General features: G+C 63.4%; 18 protein-coding genes. 14 read left to right on the forward strand and 4 right to left on the reverse strand.

The features are described from left to right. Positions 1-514 (forward strand): FadR/GntR family transcriptional regulator (locus JHD73_RS21545; RefSeq protein ID WP_199032241.1); only part of this gene is annotated, 514 nt, incomplete at its 5' end. Positions 515-518: 4 nt separating this feature from the next. On the opposite strand, the gene cynS is transcribed toward JHD73_RS21545, so the two are convergent. After that, positions 519-962 (reverse strand): cyanase, encoded by a 444-nt coding sequence (gene cynS / locus JHD73_RS21550; RefSeq protein WP_199032257.1) that lies wholly within the window; start codon positions 960-962, stop codon positions 519-521. A gap of 306 nt (positions 963-1,268) precedes the next feature. On the opposite strand from cynS, the gene JHD73_RS21555 reads away from it, so the two are divergent. From JHD73_RS21555 to JHD73_RS21575, 5 genes are all read left to right on the forward strand, one after another. Next, on the forward strand, positions 1,269-2,648 hold the full coding sequence (locus JHD73_RS21555; protein WP_199032242.1) for a carbohydrate porin: 1,380 nt from the start codon (positions 1,269-1,271) through the stop codon (positions 2,646-2,648). A 40-nt stretch (positions 2,649-2,688) separates the two neighbouring features. Then, entirely contained in the window at positions 2,689-3,699 is a 1,011-nt protein-coding gene (gene xylF / locus JHD73_RS21560; RefSeq protein WP_199032243.1) for a D-xylose ABC transporter substrate-binding protein, read from the forward strand. Between the two features lie 42 nt (positions 3,700-3,741). Then, positions 3,742-5,289, forward strand: coding sequence for a xylose ABC transporter ATP-binding protein (locus tag JHD73_RS21565; protein WP_199032244.1), 1,548 nt, complete (start codon positions 3,742-3,744; stop codon positions 5,287-5,289). Between the two features lie 14 nt (positions 5,290-5,303). After that, positions 5,304-6,506, forward strand: a complete 1,203-nt coding sequence (locus tag JHD73_RS21570) for a sugar ABC transporter permease (protein WP_199032245.1) — start codon at positions 5,304-5,306, stop codon at positions 6,504-6,506. A 139-nt stretch (positions 6,507-6,645) separates the two neighbouring features. Further along, the gene (locus tag JHD73_RS21575) at positions 6,646-7,572 is read left to right on the forward strand and encodes an NAD(P)-dependent oxidoreductase (protein WP_199032246.1); all 927 of its coding nucleotides are present in this window, start codon (positions 6,646-6,648) and stop codon (positions 7,570-7,572) included. Positions 7,573-7,588: 16 nt separating this feature from the next. On the opposite strand, the gene JHD73_RS21580 is transcribed toward JHD73_RS21575, so the two are convergent. Beyond that, positions 7,589-8,629, reverse strand: coding sequence for a LacI family DNA-binding transcriptional regulator (locus JHD73_RS21580; RefSeq protein ID WP_199032247.1), 1,041 nt, complete (start codon positions 8,627-8,629; stop codon positions 7,589-7,591). A 98-nt stretch (positions 8,630-8,727) separates the two neighbouring features. Continuing rightward, positions 8,728-9,621, reverse strand: coding sequence for a DMT family transporter (locus JHD73_RS21585; protein WP_199032248.1), 894 nt, complete (start codon positions 9,619-9,621; stop codon positions 8,728-8,730). Between the two features lie 107 nt (positions 9,622-9,728). Between JHD73_RS21585 and JHD73_RS21590 the strand changes: the two genes are divergently transcribed. The 5 genes from JHD73_RS21590 (at position 9,729) to JHD73_RS21610 (ending at position 12,866) form a co-directional block, all read left to right on the forward strand. Beyond that, entirely contained in the window at positions 9,729-10,538 is an 810-nt protein-coding gene (locus JHD73_RS21590; protein ID WP_199032249.1) for a helix-turn-helix domain-containing protein, read from the forward strand. A gap of 43 nt (positions 10,539-10,581) precedes the next feature. Continuing rightward, positions 10,582-11,385 carry a helix-turn-helix transcriptional regulator gene (locus JHD73_RS29780; protein ID WP_199032250.1) on the forward strand — a complete coding sequence of 268 codons (804 nt, stop codon included), beginning with the start codon at positions 10,582-10,584 and terminating at the stop codon, positions 11,383-11,385. Between the two features lie 43 nt (positions 11,386-11,428). Next, on the forward strand, positions 11,429-11,746 hold the full coding sequence (locus JHD73_RS21600; RefSeq protein WP_199032251.1) for a putative quinol monooxygenase: 318 nt from the start codon (positions 11,429-11,431) through the stop codon (positions 11,744-11,746). A gap of 137 nt (positions 11,747-11,883) precedes the next feature. Next, entirely contained in the window at positions 11,884-12,378 is a 495-nt protein-coding gene (locus JHD73_RS21605; protein ID WP_199032258.1) for a hypothetical protein, read from the forward strand. Then, a complete protein-coding gene (locus JHD73_RS21610) occupies positions 12,375-12,866 on the forward strand; it encodes a hypothetical protein (RefSeq protein WP_199032252.1) in 492 nt (163 codons plus the stop codon). Before JHD73_RS21605 ends, JHD73_RS21610 begins: the two co-directional genes overlap by 4 nt. Here JHD73_RS21610 and JHD73_RS21615 read toward each other — a convergent pair whose 3' ends face one another. After that, positions 12,867-13,448 (reverse strand): TetR/AcrR family transcriptional regulator, encoded by a 582-nt coding sequence (locus JHD73_RS21615; protein ID WP_199032253.1) that lies wholly within the window; start codon positions 13,446-13,448, stop codon positions 12,867-12,869. It lies immediately after the preceding gene. Between the two features lie 93 nt (positions 13,449-13,541). Here JHD73_RS21615 and JHD73_RS21620 point away from each other — a divergent pair, with 93 nt between their 5' ends. The 3 genes from JHD73_RS21620 to JHD73_RS21630 form a co-directional block, all read left to right on the forward strand. Further along, positions 13,542-14,276 carry an SDR family oxidoreductase gene (locus tag JHD73_RS21620; protein WP_199032254.1) on the forward strand — a complete coding sequence of 245 codons (735 nt, stop codon included), beginning with the start codon at positions 13,542-13,544 and terminating at the stop codon, positions 14,274-14,276. Between the two features lie 51 nt (positions 14,277-14,327). Beyond that, entirely contained in the window at positions 14,328-14,915 is a 588-nt protein-coding gene (locus JHD73_RS21625) for a 2-hydroxychromene-2-carboxylate isomerase (RefSeq protein WP_199032255.1), read from the forward strand. A gap of 133 nt (positions 14,916-15,048) precedes the next feature. Further along, on the forward strand, positions 15,049-15,252 hold a 204-nt coding region (locus JHD73_RS21630; protein WP_199032256.1), incomplete at its 3' end, for a hypothetical protein.

A 15,252-nucleotide genomic window follows, 5' to 3' on the forward strand; every position in this document is an offset into this window, starting at 1 on the left:
TGTCTACACCGTGCGCCGCCTGCTGGAGCCTGAGTTAGCCGCCGGCGCCGTGCCGCACCTGACGGAAGACGACTTCCACGCGCTTGAACACACCATCGACCTGTGCGACCCGGCTTCGGCCAAGGCCGTCGCGCCGCTGGACCAGCGCCAGGAAGACCTGAGCTTTCACGACATCCTGGCCGCCGCCAATCCCAACCCGATGCTGCGGTTCTGCTGCGAGCTGATCAACGAAATGCTGCGGCAGCTGGTGGTGTTCGGCAACGAGACTTCACCCAAGGACCACGCCAAGTTCGGCGCGTCCACGGTCAAGTTCCACCGGCAGATTTACGAGGCCGCGCGTGCGCGCGATGCCGAGCGCGTGCGTGAACTCATGGCCTCGCACATGGAAGACTGCACGCACCATGTCACGCGCATGAACGGCCGCGTGCATGGCCGCCTGGTACTCGATTCCGAGATGCCGCGCCGCAGCCGTCCGTTCATCGACGAGCACGACGACAGCAGCGAAGACGCGTGAGCGCTCAGTAGGTCTTGTACGGCAGGAACTTGCCGCTCATCACGATGCGCACCCGATCACCCTTCGGGTCGGGCTCGCGCTTGAGGTCCATGTTGAAGTCGATCGCGCTCATGATGCCGTCGCCAAACTCTTCGTGGATCAGCGCCTTGAACGTCGTGCCATACACGCTGATGAGTTCGTAGAAACGATAGATCAGCGGGTCGGTCGGCACGGCGGTGGGTAGCGAGCCTTTGTAGGGCGGCACCTGCAGCAATGCGATCGCCTCTTCCGGCAACTCCAGCGCCGTGCCCACGGCATTCGCCTGCGCTTCGGTCAGTGTCATCTGGCCGAGCAGTGCGGCAGTGCTCCACTCCTTGCTGTGGCCGATCACCTCGGCCAGCTGCGCCCACGTCAGCTGCTTCTTGATCTTCTGCAGAACGATCAGGTCGGTCACGTCTTCGCGTTGCATGTGCGGCTCCTTGAGTTGGATGACAAAGAGAAAGGTGCGCGCAGCATGAGCAAGGTCGATGCCATGCACAAAGTGCCACGCCCATGGCGGCACTTGCTTGTTCGGCTGCAATTCCCGCATCGCAACATCCACCCCGCCGCCTCTTTAGAACGTCGCAGATGGGCCTTGGACTAGGGCAAACCCCGAGATTGACAGCGCTGTCAATTGTGGCCATTCTTGCGTCCGTCAGCCCGCTACACATTGAGAACAGAACGCTGACACCGCTGTCATGCAAGGCAGACGGGACCAAATATCAGGAGACAGTCAATGGAGCTCGAACCCCGCTTCGATGCCTCACCGAGGCCCTTGAAGCCCATGCGCCGGTCGGCGGCGCATCATCAATCCCGTAGCAAGCGCCTGGGCGCATCGGCCATCGCTGTGGCCGTGCTGGCACTCGGCGCAGCCAGCGCCCACGCGTACGACATCACCACCAGCCCCTACCTGCTGGGCGACTGGGGCGGCCTGCGCACCCGCCTGGCCGACCAGGGTGTGACGTTCAACCTCGGCTACGGCAGCGAACTCGCGCACAACTTCAGCGGCGGCACCGAGCACCTCACGCGCTACACGGACCAGTGGGTGATGGGCACCACGCTGGACATGCAAAAGCTGACGGGCTGGCAAGGCGCCACCTTCCAGGCCACCGTCACCGACCGCAACGGCCGCAACCTCGGCAGCGATGCGAACATCGGCAACAACATGCTGATCCAGGAGGTCTATGGCCGCGGCCAGACCTGGCACCTGACGCAGTTCTGGCTGAACCAGAAGCTGCTCAATGACCGCTTGGAGATCAAGGCCGGCCGTGTGACGGTGGGCGAAGACTTCTTCTCGGTCTCGTGCGACTTCCAGAACCTGACGTTCTGCGGCTCGCAGCCGGGCAACCTGGTGGGCAGCTACTGGGTCAACTGGCCGACCAGCCAGTGGGGCGCGCGCGCCAAGGTGCACACCACGGCAGAGACCTACGCGCAGATCGGCGTGTATCAGGTCAACCCGAACTATGTGAATGACACCTGGGCCCAGCACAACGGCTGGAAGCCGAACAACCCGAGCGGCACGACCGGTGCGCTGATCCCGCTGGAATTCGGCTGGCTGCCCAGCATTGAAGGCCGCCCCGGCTCGTACAAGGCCGGCGTCTGGTACAACACGTCCAACGGCAAAGATCTGTACGAAGACGTGAATGGCAACCCGCGCGGCATCACCGGCCTGGACGCACGCCAGCGCAGCGGCCAATATGGCGCCTACCTGAACCTGCAGCAGCAGATTACCGGCACGGCCGGCGGACGCGGCGCCACGGTGTTCCTGAACTTCTCGCAAGCGGATCGCAACACCGCGCAGACCGACCACCAGATTTCGGTGGGCGTGCAGTACAAGGGGCCGTTTGACCGCCTGACCGACACCATCGGCTTTGCCGTCGGTGCAACGCACAACAACGGCCGCTATGCGGACTACGTGCGCCAGGTCAACGCCCGTACCGGTTCGAACACTGTGGCGGGTGACGGCTACGAATACGTGAGCGAGCTGTACTACAGCTGGTCGCCCGTGCCCTCTGTGTACTTCCGTCCTAATCTGCAGTACATCCTGCATCCGGGCGGCACCACGCAAAACAAGAACGCCTTCGTGATCGGCCTGAAGACCGGCGTGACGTTCTGATCGCGAACCCGACACCCTTACGCACAACAGGAGACCTTTCATGATTTCCCGTGTACTGAACACCCTGGCCGCTGCAGCGGTCCTCACCTTCGCCGCCACGTCGGCGCATGCCAGCAAGGAAGCACCGGTCATCGGCTTCTCGATCGACGACCTGCGCGTCGAACGCTGGACGCACGACCGCGACTACTTTGTCGACGCCGCCAAGAAGCTGGGCGCGACCGTCAACGTGCAATCGGCCAATGCCAACGAGGCCAAGCAGATCGCCCAGATCGAAAACCTGATCGCGCAGAACGTCGACGTGCTCGTGATCGTGCCGTTCAACTCCAAGGTGCTGGGCAACGCCATTGCCAGCGCCAAGAAGAAGGGCATCAAGGTGGTGTCGTATGACCGCCTGATCCTCAATGCCGATGTGGACGGCTACGTGACCTTCGACAACGTGAAGGTGGGCGAGCTGCAGGCACAGGGCGTGGTCAAGCTGGCACCCAAGGGCAACTACTTCCTGCTGGGCGGCGCCGCCACCGACAACAACGCGCGCCTGCTGCGCGAGGGCCAGATGAAGGTGCTCAAACCGCTGGTCGACAAGGGCGACATCAAGATCGTCGGCGAGCAATGGACACCGGAATGGGACCCGTCCAAGGCGCAGAACATCATTGAGAACGCGCTGACGGCAAACAACAACAACATCCAGGGCATCGTCGCTTCCAACGATGGCACGGCAGGCGGTGCGATCCAGGCGCTGTCGGGCCAGAAGCTGGCAGGCAAGGTGCCAGTGTCAGGCCAGGATGCCGACCTGGCCGCCGTCAAGCGCGTGGCCGAAGGCACCCAGGCCATGACGGTGTACAAGCCGATCAAGCAGATTGCCGCCACGGCTGCCGAGATGGCCGTTGACCTCGTCAAGGGCACCGCGCCCAAGTTCAACACCAAGCTGAACAACGGCAAGAAGGATGTCGACACCGTACTGCTGACGCCGACCCTGCTGACCAAGGACAACCTGGACAGCACCGTCGTCAAGGACGGCTTCTATACGCACCAGCAGATCTTCGGCAAGTAAGCCGTCGATGCAGTCGTCAGTCGTCGTGAGGAGGAGGACGCCATGAGCAGTAACGGCACCCTGTTCGAGATGCGCAACATCGTGAAGTCGTTCTCCGGTGTGCGCGCGCTCGATGGCGTGAGCCTGGCAGTCAGGCCAGGCGAATGCGTCGGTTTGTGCGGGGAGAACGGCGCCGGAAAATCCACCCTAATGAAGGTGCTGTCGGGGGTCTACCCCTACGGCACCTTCGAGGGCGAGATCGAATGGGAAGGCGTACCGCTGCGCGCGCATTCCGTGCGCGACAGCGAGCGCGCAGGCATCGTCATCATCCATCAGGAACTGATGCTGGTGCAGCAGCTCTCCGTCACGGAGAACATCTTCCTCGGCAACGAGATCACCAAGCCGGGGGGGCGCATGGACTACGACGCCATGCACGCCAAGGCCGAGCAGCTCCTCGCCCGCCTGCGCCTGACCGACGTGAACGTGGCCGCGCCCGTGAGCAACTACGGCAGCGGCCACCAGCAACTCTTCGAGATTGCCAAGGCGCTGGCCAAGAACGCGCGCCTCTTGATCCTGGACGAACCGACGTCATCGCTGTCCGCCAAGGAAATCGAGGTGTTGCTGTCCATCATTGAAGACCTCAAGCGCAGCGGCGTGGCGTGCGTCTACATCTCGCACAAGCTGGATGAGGTCAAGCGCGTGTGCGACACGATCACCGTCATCCGCGACGGCAAGCACATCGCCACGCGCCCCGCTGCCGAGATGACCATCGACAACATCATCACGATGATGGTCGGCCGCGAGATGACCTCGCTCTTCCCCAAGGTAGAGCACACCGTGGGCGAAGTCGTGCTGGAAGCGCGCAATGTCACCTGCTGGGATGTCAGCAACCCGAATCGCAAGCGCGCCGACAACGTGAGCTTTGCCGTGCGCCGAGGAGAGATCCTCGGCATTGCCGGGCTGGTGGGTGCGGGGCGTACGGAGATGGTGTCCGCGCTGTTCGGCGCCTACGCCGGCCGCTCGTCCGCCGAGATCATCATGGAGGGCAAGCCCGTCAAGGTGAACTCACCTGCCGAGGCCATCGCCAACGGTATCTGCCTCGTCCCCGAAGACCGCAAGCGCCACGGCATCGTCCCGCTGATGGGCGTTGGCGCAAATATCACCCTCGCCACGCTCGCGCACTACACACACGGCGGGCGTGTAGACAAGGGCGCCGAACTCACCACAGTCGACCGCGAAATCAAGCGCCTGCGCATCAAGACCGCCAGCCCTGCGCTATCGATCGCCAGCTTATCGGGCGGCAACCAGCAGAAGGCCGTGGTGACGAAGATGGTGCTGGCCGCGCCGAAGGTGCTGATCCTCGACGAGCCCACGCGCGGCGTCGATGTCGGCTCCAAATACGACATCTACAAGATGATTGCCGACCTGGCCGCCAGCGGCGTGGCGATCATCATGGTCTCGTCTGAAATGCCGGAGATCCTGGGCATGAGTGATCGTGTCCTGGTCATGGGCGAAGGCCAGGTGCGCGGCGACTTTATCAATCAGGGCCTGACCCAGGAGCGCATCCTGGCTGCTGCAATCAACGCTGAACCCAGCCGCCAAGCGGCTTAGCTGTAGAGACTGCCATGTCGAACATCCTGCAATCCCAACTCGCCCGCCAGAACGGCGGCGCTGGCGGTCCGCGTCTGGACGGCCGCGCCATCCAACAACTGTTCGTGCGCTACAAGGTGCTGGCACTGCTGCTGGCGGTCGCGCTCATCTGGATCTTCTTCTACTTCCAGACCAACGGCACGTTCCTCAAGCCCAACAGCATCTCCAACCTGTTCCTGCAGATGTCGGTGACGGGCATGCTGGCCTGCGGGATGGTGTTCGTCATCATCGCCGGGGAGATCGACCTGTCGGTCGGCTCGCTGCTCGGTTTGCTTGGCGGGCTGGTCGCTATCCTCACCGTCAATCTCGGGTGGAACACGTGGCTGGCAGTGGGTACGGTGCTCGTGGTGGGTGCGGCCATCGGTGCGTTCAATGGCTTCATCACCACCAAGCTTCGCGTACCCTCGTTCATCGTTGGGCTGGGCGGCATGCTGGCGTTCCGCGGCGTGCTGCAGTGGAGCACCGACAGCGTAACCATTGCGCCGGTGCCGGATGACCTCGTCAATATCGCGCAGAGCTTCGTGCCGGCATGGCTGGCGTGGTCGCTGGCGGCCGTCATCGTCGCTATGTCCGTTGTGCTGACGGTGCGCCGCCGCAGCGAGCGTGCCCGCCTGCAACTAGCGCCCTCGCCGGTGTGGGCAGATGGGCTGAAGCTGCTGGCCATCGCGGCGGCAGCGTTCGGTTTCGTCGCCGTGCTCAACCAGGCCAACGGCGTACCACTGCCGGTGCTGATCCTGTTGATCCTGCTGGCGGTGTTCTCGTACGTCGCCACGCAAACTGTGTTTGGCCGTCACGTCTACGCAGTGGGCGGCAACATGGAAGCCACACGTCTGTCCGGCGTCAACGTGAGCCGCGTCAAGCTGCTGGTGTTCGTGCTGATGGGCCTGATGTGCGCCTTCGCGGGCATCGTCACGACGGCGCGCTCGGCAGCGGGTTCGCCTTCTGCCGGCGTTGGCGGCGAACTGGATGCCATCTCCGCCTGCTTCATCGGCGGCACGTCGATGCGCGGCGGCTCGGGCACGGTATACGGCGCGCTGATCGGTGCGCTGGTCATGGCCAGCCTCGACAACGGCATGCAGCAGATGAACGTCGACGCCTCGTGGCAAATGATCGTCAAGGGCGTGGTGCTGGTGCTGGCCGTGTGGATCGACGTGCTGTCGGGTTCCAACCGTGGCTGACGGCAACTGACATCACCCTGCTCTCGGGCTCGGTCGAGCCCAATCCGATGACTTGAAAAGACACGGCGGCGCCCGATGGTGCTATGGCGCCGGCCGCCGGTCGCCCCTTCTTTCCTCATCCCGAACGGAATCCGACATCGTGGCTGACTACCAAAATCCCGCTCGCGTTCTTGTCACCGGCGTTGCCGGCAACCTGGGCCGCAAGGTCGTCGAGGCGCTCGCGTCCACCCCGTGGTGCACGTCCATCATTGGCGTCGATTGGGTGGAGCAGAACGTTGCGTTCTCTCCGCAGGCAACCGAGCGCTTCCGCTGGGTCGTCGCAGACCTCACACAAGCCGACGGCGCATGGGCTGAACTGCTCAACAACGTCGATGCAGTCATCCACCTGGCTGCCATCCACTCCACACCCGATGCGACGTGGGAACAGGCGCTGGCCTCCTACGGCATGACGCTGAACGTACTGGAAGCGGCTGCCACGCGTGGCGTACGGCGCTTCGTGTTTGCCTCGTCCAACCATGCGATGGGCGCATATAAGGATCAACCGCTGGCCGGCACCATTGGCCCCGGCCAACTCACCGCCGAGTTGGCTCCGGCGCCCGGCACACGCTGGAACAACGGCATCGAAGACGTCTACTCGCTCGCCTACGGCACATCCAAGGCGATGGGTGAGCGACTGTGCAAGGCAGTGGGCGCTGTATCGGCAGCCGCGGCCGGCAAGCTGTCGATCGTGTCACTGCGCATCGGCTGGGCCCTGCCAGATGAAAACGATCCGAACGATATCAACCACTCCGGCACCGCCGACACGCCCGTCCCCACCGAGTTACCCGACGACGCCAGTCGTATCGCGCTGCGCTGGTTCCGCAACATGTGGCTGTCGAATGACGACCTGCGCCGCCTCTTCCTCTGCGCCATCACGGCAGACCCGGCAGACTGGCCGGCACCCGCCATCGTCGTCAATGGCGTGTCGAACAATAGGGGGATGGATTGGGGGCTGGAGTCCGGCCGCAAGCTGATCGGCTATGACCCGCAGGATGATTTGTACGCGTTGATCAGACAGCCGGTCTGATTGGAACGCATCACGTTCAACGCGCAGGCGGGCAGGTCGACTCGCGAATCACCAGCTCATACTGCAGGTTCTCGTGCACCGAGTGCGGCTTCAAACCTGGCAGGTGGGGCCGATGGATGGCGATGAGCTGCTCGACGGCAGCATGCGCCATTGCCTGAATTGGCTGGCGCACCGTGGTCAGCGCCGGCCAGAGCTGGCGCGAGAGCGGCGTATCGTCGTAGCCGCAGATGGAGAGCTCTTCCGGTACCTTGATGCCGCGTGCCTGCGCCACACGCAGCACGCCAGCGGCCATGTCGTCGTTGCCGGCAAAGATAGCGGTGGGGCGCGGCTCGCATGACAGGAGCCGCTCGGCGCAAGCTACACCGGACTCAAACGAGTGCTGCCCTTGCTCCACCAGGCGCTCATCGACGGTGATACCTGCTTGTGCCATTGCATCGCGATAGCCGAATACACGCTGATATGCGGCACCGTGATCGGGGTCGCAAACCACGAAGCCGATGCGCCGATGGCCCAAGCCGATCAGATGCAATGTCATATCGCGTGCGGCGGCACGATCTTCGGTATTGACCGACAAGCCTTTGTGCTGGCGATCGGCAGGTGCCAAACGCACGTAGTCAACGCCGGCCTCATCCAGTGCATGGACCAACGACGCCACGTCAGACACCGGCGGCGTCAGGATCAGACCGGCCAGCGCGCGCTGGCGCACGCTCAGAATGATCTGCTCGGCGAGGTTCGGATCGCGGTAGTTACAGGGCGTGAGCAGCAGGCTGTAGTCAAGCGCCTGGCAGGCTTCGAGCGCGCCGTGCTGGATGTTGACGATGTAGTTGTCGGAGGGGTTGTCGTAGACCAGCGCGATGATGTCGGCGCGCTTGCTGGCCAGGCGGCGGGCGGCGGGATTGGGCCGGTAGTCGAGCGCCTGCATCGCCTCGACCACCTTGGCGCGCGTCTTCTCGCTGATGTTGGGCTCGTGGTTCAGCACGCGCGAAACGGTCTTGATCGACACGCCCGCGTGCGCGGCAACATCATCGACGGTGACGGCTCCGGCGCTCCGTTTCATGGTCTGGCGAGTGGGGTTCTAGAACACTGAACGGGTGCGATAAACGCACCCGTCATGGGCTCAATTCTACCGCCAACCATTGCGCGGCGAGACCGAATTCAACGTGTACTCAAGCCCGAGCGTCCAATCGGCAGGCGGACGATACCCTGCGCCAGACTCACGCCCAGCAGCACAAGCCCGCCACCGATCCAGTGATAGCCGTGCACGGTCTCGCCCAGCATCACCGCCGCCATGGCTGCGGTAAAGACGGGCATCAGGTTCATCAAGATCGCCGTACGCTCAGCGCCGATCCGCTTCAAGCCCAGCATCCACAAGTACGACGCAACGATCGACGAAGCAATGCCCGCAAAGACCACGAGCCCGATGCCCTGGCGCGGAATCGCCAGACTCTGCGCAGTGAAGGCCAGCGGCACCAGAAACACGACGGCAATCAGCACTTGAACATACAGATTGAGCCATTGCCCAAACGGTAGCGCCCAGCGTCGGTAAAGAATGTTGTACAGCGCGTACGACGTCGCACCGATGAGGATCAGCACGTCGCCGCGGTTGACGCCGCCGTCGAGGAACGTAGCCGGATGCCCGCGGCCAAGCAAATACAGCACGCCCAGCAGCGACACCACAACGCCGGTCACCGCCAGCACACCCACCGGCTTGCGAAACACCACCAGATTGAGGATGAGCCCCAGCATCGGGATCAACGCGCCGATCACGCCCATGTTGGTGGCACTCGTGCTGTGCGCGGCGTAGTAGGCCAGGCACTGGTACATCACCATGCCCAGCAGGGCCAGCACGGCAAAACGCGGCAGCTGCGCCGCCACGTCCGCACGCTGGCGCCACAGCGGCCGCACGCAGAACGGCGTCAGCACGCATGCCGCCAGCAACCAGCGGTAGAGCGAGATGGCCGCCGGGTCCAGCACGCCGGCTGCAGCCTTCGAAACGATGGTGTTGGCGGCCCAGATCAACACCGCCAGCAGGGGATACAGCACAGGCACGATGGCCTCCGTTATCAGACGATGGCCGAAGTGTAGCGATGTCTGATTCGAAACATATAATGCAAATCAGACAATCTGACGCATCGAAAGCGACAAAGCGCGACAACATGTACACCGCCTCTGCCTACCGCGAAGCCGATTTGCGCGTGCCGAAGGGCGCGCCGTTCTACTTCCGCTACAACCACTTCGAGCCGGAAACCGCCGTCGAGCCGCATACCCACCCCTGGGGCCAGCTCTGCCGCATCAGCCTCGGCCTGATGGAGGCGACCGTAGAAACACACAAGCTGACGGCGCCTGCGGAATACCTGATCTGGGTGCCTGCCAACGCGCCGCATTCCGCGTCGATCCGGCAGGCGACGGATTTCATCTCGGTGTACGTGGCTGAGTCCCTTGCCGAGCGCCTGCCCGCGACGGGCTGCCTGATTGCACAAACACCGCTGGTGCGCGCGCTATTCGAAGACTTTGCCGCACGCCGCGTATCGGTCATGCAGGACGCATGGGATTTGCGCCAGTTCGAGTTGATGATCGAGTTGCTCGCGCGCGCCGAGCACACCGATAGCTACCTGCCCGACAGCCAGGACCGCCAGCTCGAACCCATCCTCCAGGCGATCCGATTGGACCCCGCCGACAACACCACGCTGCAAGCCTGGGCAGAACGCGTGCACAGCACCGAGCGCACGCTCGCTCGCCGCTTTCAGACCGAACTCGGCATGAGCTTCGTGCAATGGCGCAACCGCGTGCGCTTGCTGCGTGCGCTGGTGTGGCTGAAGGAAGATCGCTCGGTGCAGGACATTGCCCTGGCGCTCGGTTACGGAACGCCCTCGGCGTTTATCGCGATGTTCCGCAAGCAGGTCGGGTTCTCGCCGGAGCGTTACCGGCGGCAGATGTGCGGCGAGACTGAGCGCCCGGCCGCATAGCAACGACCGCACAATGGCACTTCGACCGCTCTGAGGAAAACACGTGCAAACCCATACAGCACGTCCGCATCCTGCATTACGCCCCTACATTGACCGCTACTGGAGCTGGGAAGCAACACGTGGCGAAATCGTTGCCCTGCCGCGCCTGCTGCCTGGCACCGGTGCAGAATTGTTTCTCCACCACGGTCAGCCCTTCCACCATGAAGATGGTGCCGCGCTGCCTGCGGCCCACATGTTGTGCGTGCGGCTTCAACCTTACGCGCTGGCACCGGCCCAAGGCATCGGTTTCACAGCGATACGGATTCGCGCGGGCCGATGGGGTGCGTTGGCGCGCGAATCCATCAGCCGGTTGCTGGACACACAGGCGCCGATCGAAGCTCTGTGGGGCCGTGAAGCGCTCGACTGGCACGAGCAGGTGGCGCAGGCCCACGATTTCTCGCAACGCGTTGCATTGATCGACGCCTTCCTGCTGGCACGACTGGCACCGGCACATGCTGACGCTCACGTGTCTGCTGCGGTTGCGCGCCTCTACGCTGCGCCGCATGACACAACCATCGATGGGCTGGCAGCGCAGTTGCATCTGGGCCGGCGTCAGTTGGAGCGCCGCTTCCTGGCTGCCGAAGGCGTGTCGCCCGTCGCGTTCCGACGACTGGCGCGCTTCCAGCGCACCGTGCGCGCCTTGCATCTGGAACCCCAGTCACCGTTGCTCGACACGGCACTTTCGCACGGTTACTTCGACCAGCCTCAATTCAACCGCGAGTTCCGACGACTCACTGGACAATCGCCATCACGCTACCGGCAGGACACCCAAACGAAGACGCATTTCTACAAGACCTCGCTCGCCTGACAAGGAAAGATGGCATCCCGTCTTCCTTGTTCAGAGGTCAAACATGTATCTGCTGATTGTTCGACTGCAGGCCCGGCCGGAAACCGTTGATATGCTCCAGCAACAGCTTTCAACGCTGGTGGCATCGGCACGCGAAGAGCCTGGCACATTGGCGTATTCCTTCTATCGTGCGCATGACGAGCCGAACGTTTTCCTGCTGCATGAGGTGTATCGAGATCAGGCCGCGTGGGAAACGCATATGACGTACGAGCCTGTGCGACGTGCGCTGGCAACGTTCGACACGCTGCTGGCAGCATCACCGGATGTGACCCGCGGTGAGTTGGTGGAAGCGCATGGATTGGCGTTGGCCGCGACCGCGTAGCCGCCCGCGCCAACTGAAAACAATTGTGGGAATCCGCGCCACATCTACGTTTCCGGGCAGCGACATCCCTTAGAATCAAGCGCGTTGCAGATTTGGAAGCCCCCCCCATGCGCACACCTTGGTTCGCATCCGCCCGAATGCTGGGCTGTGCCCTCGCCCTGAGCGTACCGGTACTCAGCGGCTGCAGTTCTTTCATGTCGGAAGGTACGACGGCCGCAGCCGGTATTGGTGGCGCGGCCCTCGCCGCCAAGGTGACCGACAACGCCGCAGTGGCCACCGGTATCGGTTTGGCCGTGCAAGCCGGCGCCCGCGCGGCGCTGCAGCACAGCCAGCGCGTCGTACATACCGAGACACAGGATCAGATTGCCCAGATAGCAGGCGCGCTGCCCGACAACACCGTCGGCAACTGGCAAGTCAAACACCGCATTCCCCTTGAACCCGATGAACGCGGGCGCGTTGTCGTCACCCGTGCGATCAACGGGCCGCTGGTCAACTGCAAGGAAATTCTCTTCACCGTGGACAGCGAGGCCACGCAGGTCGACTTCTTCATCGCGTCAATCTGCAACGACGGCAAGCAGTGGAAATGGGCCACCGCCGAACCGGCCACCGCGCGTTGGGGTTCGCTGCAATGAGGACGTTGCGCTGGCTTCTGCTGGGCTGCGCTGGTCTTGTTGCCGGATGCTCCTCGGTCGGGCCGCTGACCGGCGCGGCGGCAGGTGTGGCCAGCGGTGCGGTAACGGCCAATCCGGCGGTGGCCTATGGCGTGGCCGTCACGGTCAATGCTGCCACCGATGCGTCAATCAAATACGCCACGCGCAAATGGGCAGCCAGCGAGCAAGACGCGCTGGCTACGGCAGTGGGCCGACTGAGTGACGGCGCCCCTTCGCTCAACTGGTCGTTGGAACGCCTGATGGGCATCACCAAGGCACACGGTCAGGTGGTACTGGTACGCACCTTCACCACGCCGCTGGCAACATGCCGCGAGGCCATCCTCACCGTGCAGGACGGCGATGCCCCCAAGGTTGCTCCCGGCTACACCATCTACGCCTGCCAGAACGGCAACACCTGGCAATGGGCCAATGCGGAGCCCGCCGTGCCGCGCTGGGGCAATCTGCAGTAATTACTGCGGAGCCTTGGCAGCCAGACGCGTCACGGCGTCCTGCAGAAACCGCTTGCTTGCTTCGATGATGATCCGCTGCATGCCCTCGTCCGGCATGGCCCGGGCGATATGGATGGCGCCCACCAGTTGCGCAATCATCGCCCACGCCGCATCGTCATCGCCCAAACGCTGCGCGAGAACCGCGTGGCCCTTGCGCATCTCTTCCTGATAGAGCGCGCGCACGGCGCTGTCTGCACGTGCGATCTCCGCCGCCAAACCAGGCACTGCACAGCCCGCCTCGGGATGTTTTACGTGGGCGAGATTCAGGTAGCGGTCCAGTTCAAAGCGCAGCCAGTCTTGCGCCGTATCGTGCGGGTTGCCAGCCCACATCTCGCGGCTGGCGGCCAGTTCGGCCTCGATCAGCGCCTTGAGCCACTCCGACTTGGAACCAAAGTGGCTGTAGAACGCGCCACTGGTCATGCCGGCAGCCTGTGCAAGGGCATCCACGCCCGTTGCCGCGAAACCACTGATCTTGACCTTGCGGGCGGTTGCCCTGAGCAGCTCCTTGCGCTTTTCTTCTTTGTGACCCGGCTGGTATCGCATCTTCACCTCCGCACTTCGACTCGCTTGACACTATGCAACCAGTAGCATAACGTTTGTTATAGTAACGATCGTTATTTTATAAACGAGGTGGATATGGAGACAAGCAACAAGCAGGCGGCACTCGTCATCGGTGCAGGAGACGCCACAGGCGGCGCCATCGCCAAACGCTTTGCGCGTGAGGGCCTGGTCGCCTGCGTCACGCGCCGCTCGGCCGACAAGCTGCAACCGCTGGTCGAAGCGATCCGCGCCGAAGGCGGCCAGGCACTCGGCTTTGCGTCGGATGCGCGCAAGGAGGAAGACGTCATCAAGCTCGTGGACGACATCGAGCGCGACGTTGGCCCCATCGAGGTGATGGTCTTCAACATTGGCGCCAACGTGCCTAGCAGCATCCTGGAAGAGACCGCCCGCAAGTACTTCAAGATCTGGGAGATGGCGTGCTTCTCCGGTTTCCTGGCCGGGCGCGAGGTGGCCAAGCGCATGGTCACGCGCGGGCGCGGCACGATCCTCTTTACCGGTGCAACGGCGGGGATGCGCGGATCGGCCAACTTTGCGGCATTCGCGGGCGCCAAGCATGCGCTGCGGGCGCTGGCGCAAAGCATGGCGCGCGAGCTGGGCCCGAAGGGCATCCACGTGGCGCATGTGGTGGTGGATGGCGCCATTGATACCGAATTCATCCGCGAGAATTTTCCCGAGCGCTACGCTCTGAAAAGCCAGGACGGCATCCTCAACCCCGAGCACATCGCCGAGAACTACTGGTACCTGCACACGCAACCGCGCGACGCCTGGACGCATGAACTGGATCTGCGCCCGTGGATCGAGCGCTGGTAAGTCGCCCGCTTCCCAACGTCATGCACACCATCACAACACCAGGAGACACGCATGAAGCAGGTTGAATTCTTCTTCGACGTGGGCAGTCCGTACAGCTACCTCGCATATCACCAACTGCCGAAGATTGCGCAAGCCAAAGGCGCGGAGATCGTCTGGCGGCCGATGCTGCTGGGCGGCGTATTCCAGGCCACGGGCAACAGCAGCCCGGCAACCATTCCCGCCAAAGGCCGTTACTCCAACATCGATCTGGAGCGCTGGGCGAAATACTTTGGCGTGCCGATCCAGCAGAACCCGCACTTCCCGATCAACACGCTGCAACTGATGCGCGGTGCCGTGGGGATGCAACTGCGCAGCGATGCCGAGTTCCACAACTACCTCGGCGCCATTTTCAGCGCCATGTTCGAACACCCGCGCAACCTGGGTGACCTGAATGCGCTGGCGGCTGTACTGGAGGCCGCCGGTATCTCTCCCGCGCTGATGATGGCGCTGGTGCAGGACGACCACGTCAAGCAGACGCTGCGCAACACCACCGAAGAAGCCGTGGCGCGCGGCGTGTTCGGCGCGCCCACGTTCTTTGTCGGCAACGACATGTTCTGGGGGCAGGACCGCCTGCATTTTGTCGAACAGGCGTTGTCCTGACGCCCACATGCGCCGGTGATGGCGTGCCGGCGCATCCCCATATCGCCCTACCTTACGACGCAACACCGCACCGCCTTGCCTCATTCAATGCGAATCATTATCATTTGCGTTCTTGATTCCATTGAACTCTGCCATGCACGGTGTTGCCCTCCTGCTCGGGTTGCTGGCTGCAGGCTGCCTGTACGCAGCCTCGCCTAACCAGGTGCTGCTGGCGCCGGGTTCGCTTGCGCGCGGCCGTGTGCTCTGCGGCGCCGCGCTGGCGATGGCAGCGATTGCCGTGGTGCTGTGGAACGACGTGCTCGGCTGGGCCGGTGCGGCCATCGGCGTGGTGCTGGTG

This window comes from Ralstonia sp. ASV6 (genome assembly GCF_016429285.1).
Taxonomy (GTDB): Bacteria; Pseudomonadota; Gammaproteobacteria; order Burkholderiales; family Burkholderiaceae; genus Ralstonia; species Ralstonia flaminis.

Coding starts and splice junctions, on each gene's coding strand:
- JHD73_RS21615 (WP_199032253.1), bottom strand. CDS start 13,448: ATGCGATACCAGCCGGGTCACAAAGAAGAAAAGCGCAAGGAGCTGCTC.
- JHD73_RS21610 (WP_199032252.1), top strand. CDS start 12,375: ATGAGGACGTTGCGCTGGCTTCTGCTGGGCTGCGCTGGTCTTGTTGCC.
- JHD73_RS21555 (WP_199032242.1), top strand. CDS start 1,269: ATGGAGCTCGAACCCCGCTTCGATGCCTCACCGAGGCCCTTGAAGCCC.
- xylF (WP_199032243.1), top strand. CDS start 2,689: ATGATTTCCCGTGTACTGAACACCCTGGCCGCTGCAGCGGTCCTCACC.
- cynS (WP_199032257.1), bottom strand. CDS start 962: ATGCAACGCGAAGACGTGACCGACCTGATCGTTCTGCAGAAGATCAAG.
- JHD73_RS21580 (WP_199032247.1), bottom strand. CDS start 8,629: ATGAAACGGAGCGCCGGAGCCGTCACCGTCGATGATGTTGCCGCGCAC.
- JHD73_RS21605 (WP_199032258.1), top strand. CDS start 11,884: ATGCTGGGCTGTGCCCTCGCCCTGAGCGTACCGGTACTCAGCGGCTGC.
- JHD73_RS21620 (WP_199032254.1), top strand. CDS start 13,542: ATGGAGACAAGCAACAAGCAGGCGGCACTCGTCATCGGTGCAGGAGAC.
- JHD73_RS21625 (WP_199032255.1), top strand. CDS start 14,328: ATGAAGCAGGTTGAATTCTTCTTCGACGTGGGCAGTCCGTACAGCTAC.
- JHD73_RS21590 (WP_199032249.1), top strand. CDS start 9,729: ATGTACACCGCCTCTGCCTACCGCGAAGCCGATTTGCGCGTGCCGAAG.
- JHD73_RS21570 (WP_199032245.1), top strand. CDS start 5,304: ATGTCGAACATCCTGCAATCCCAACTCGCCCGCCAGAACGGCGGCGCT.
- JHD73_RS21600 (WP_199032251.1), top strand. CDS start 11,429: ATGTATCTGCTGATTGTTCGACTGCAGGCCCGGCCGGAAACCGTTGAT.
- JHD73_RS21565 (WP_199032244.1), top strand. CDS start 3,742: ATGAGCAGTAACGGCACCCTGTTCGAGATGCGCAACATCGTGAAGTCG.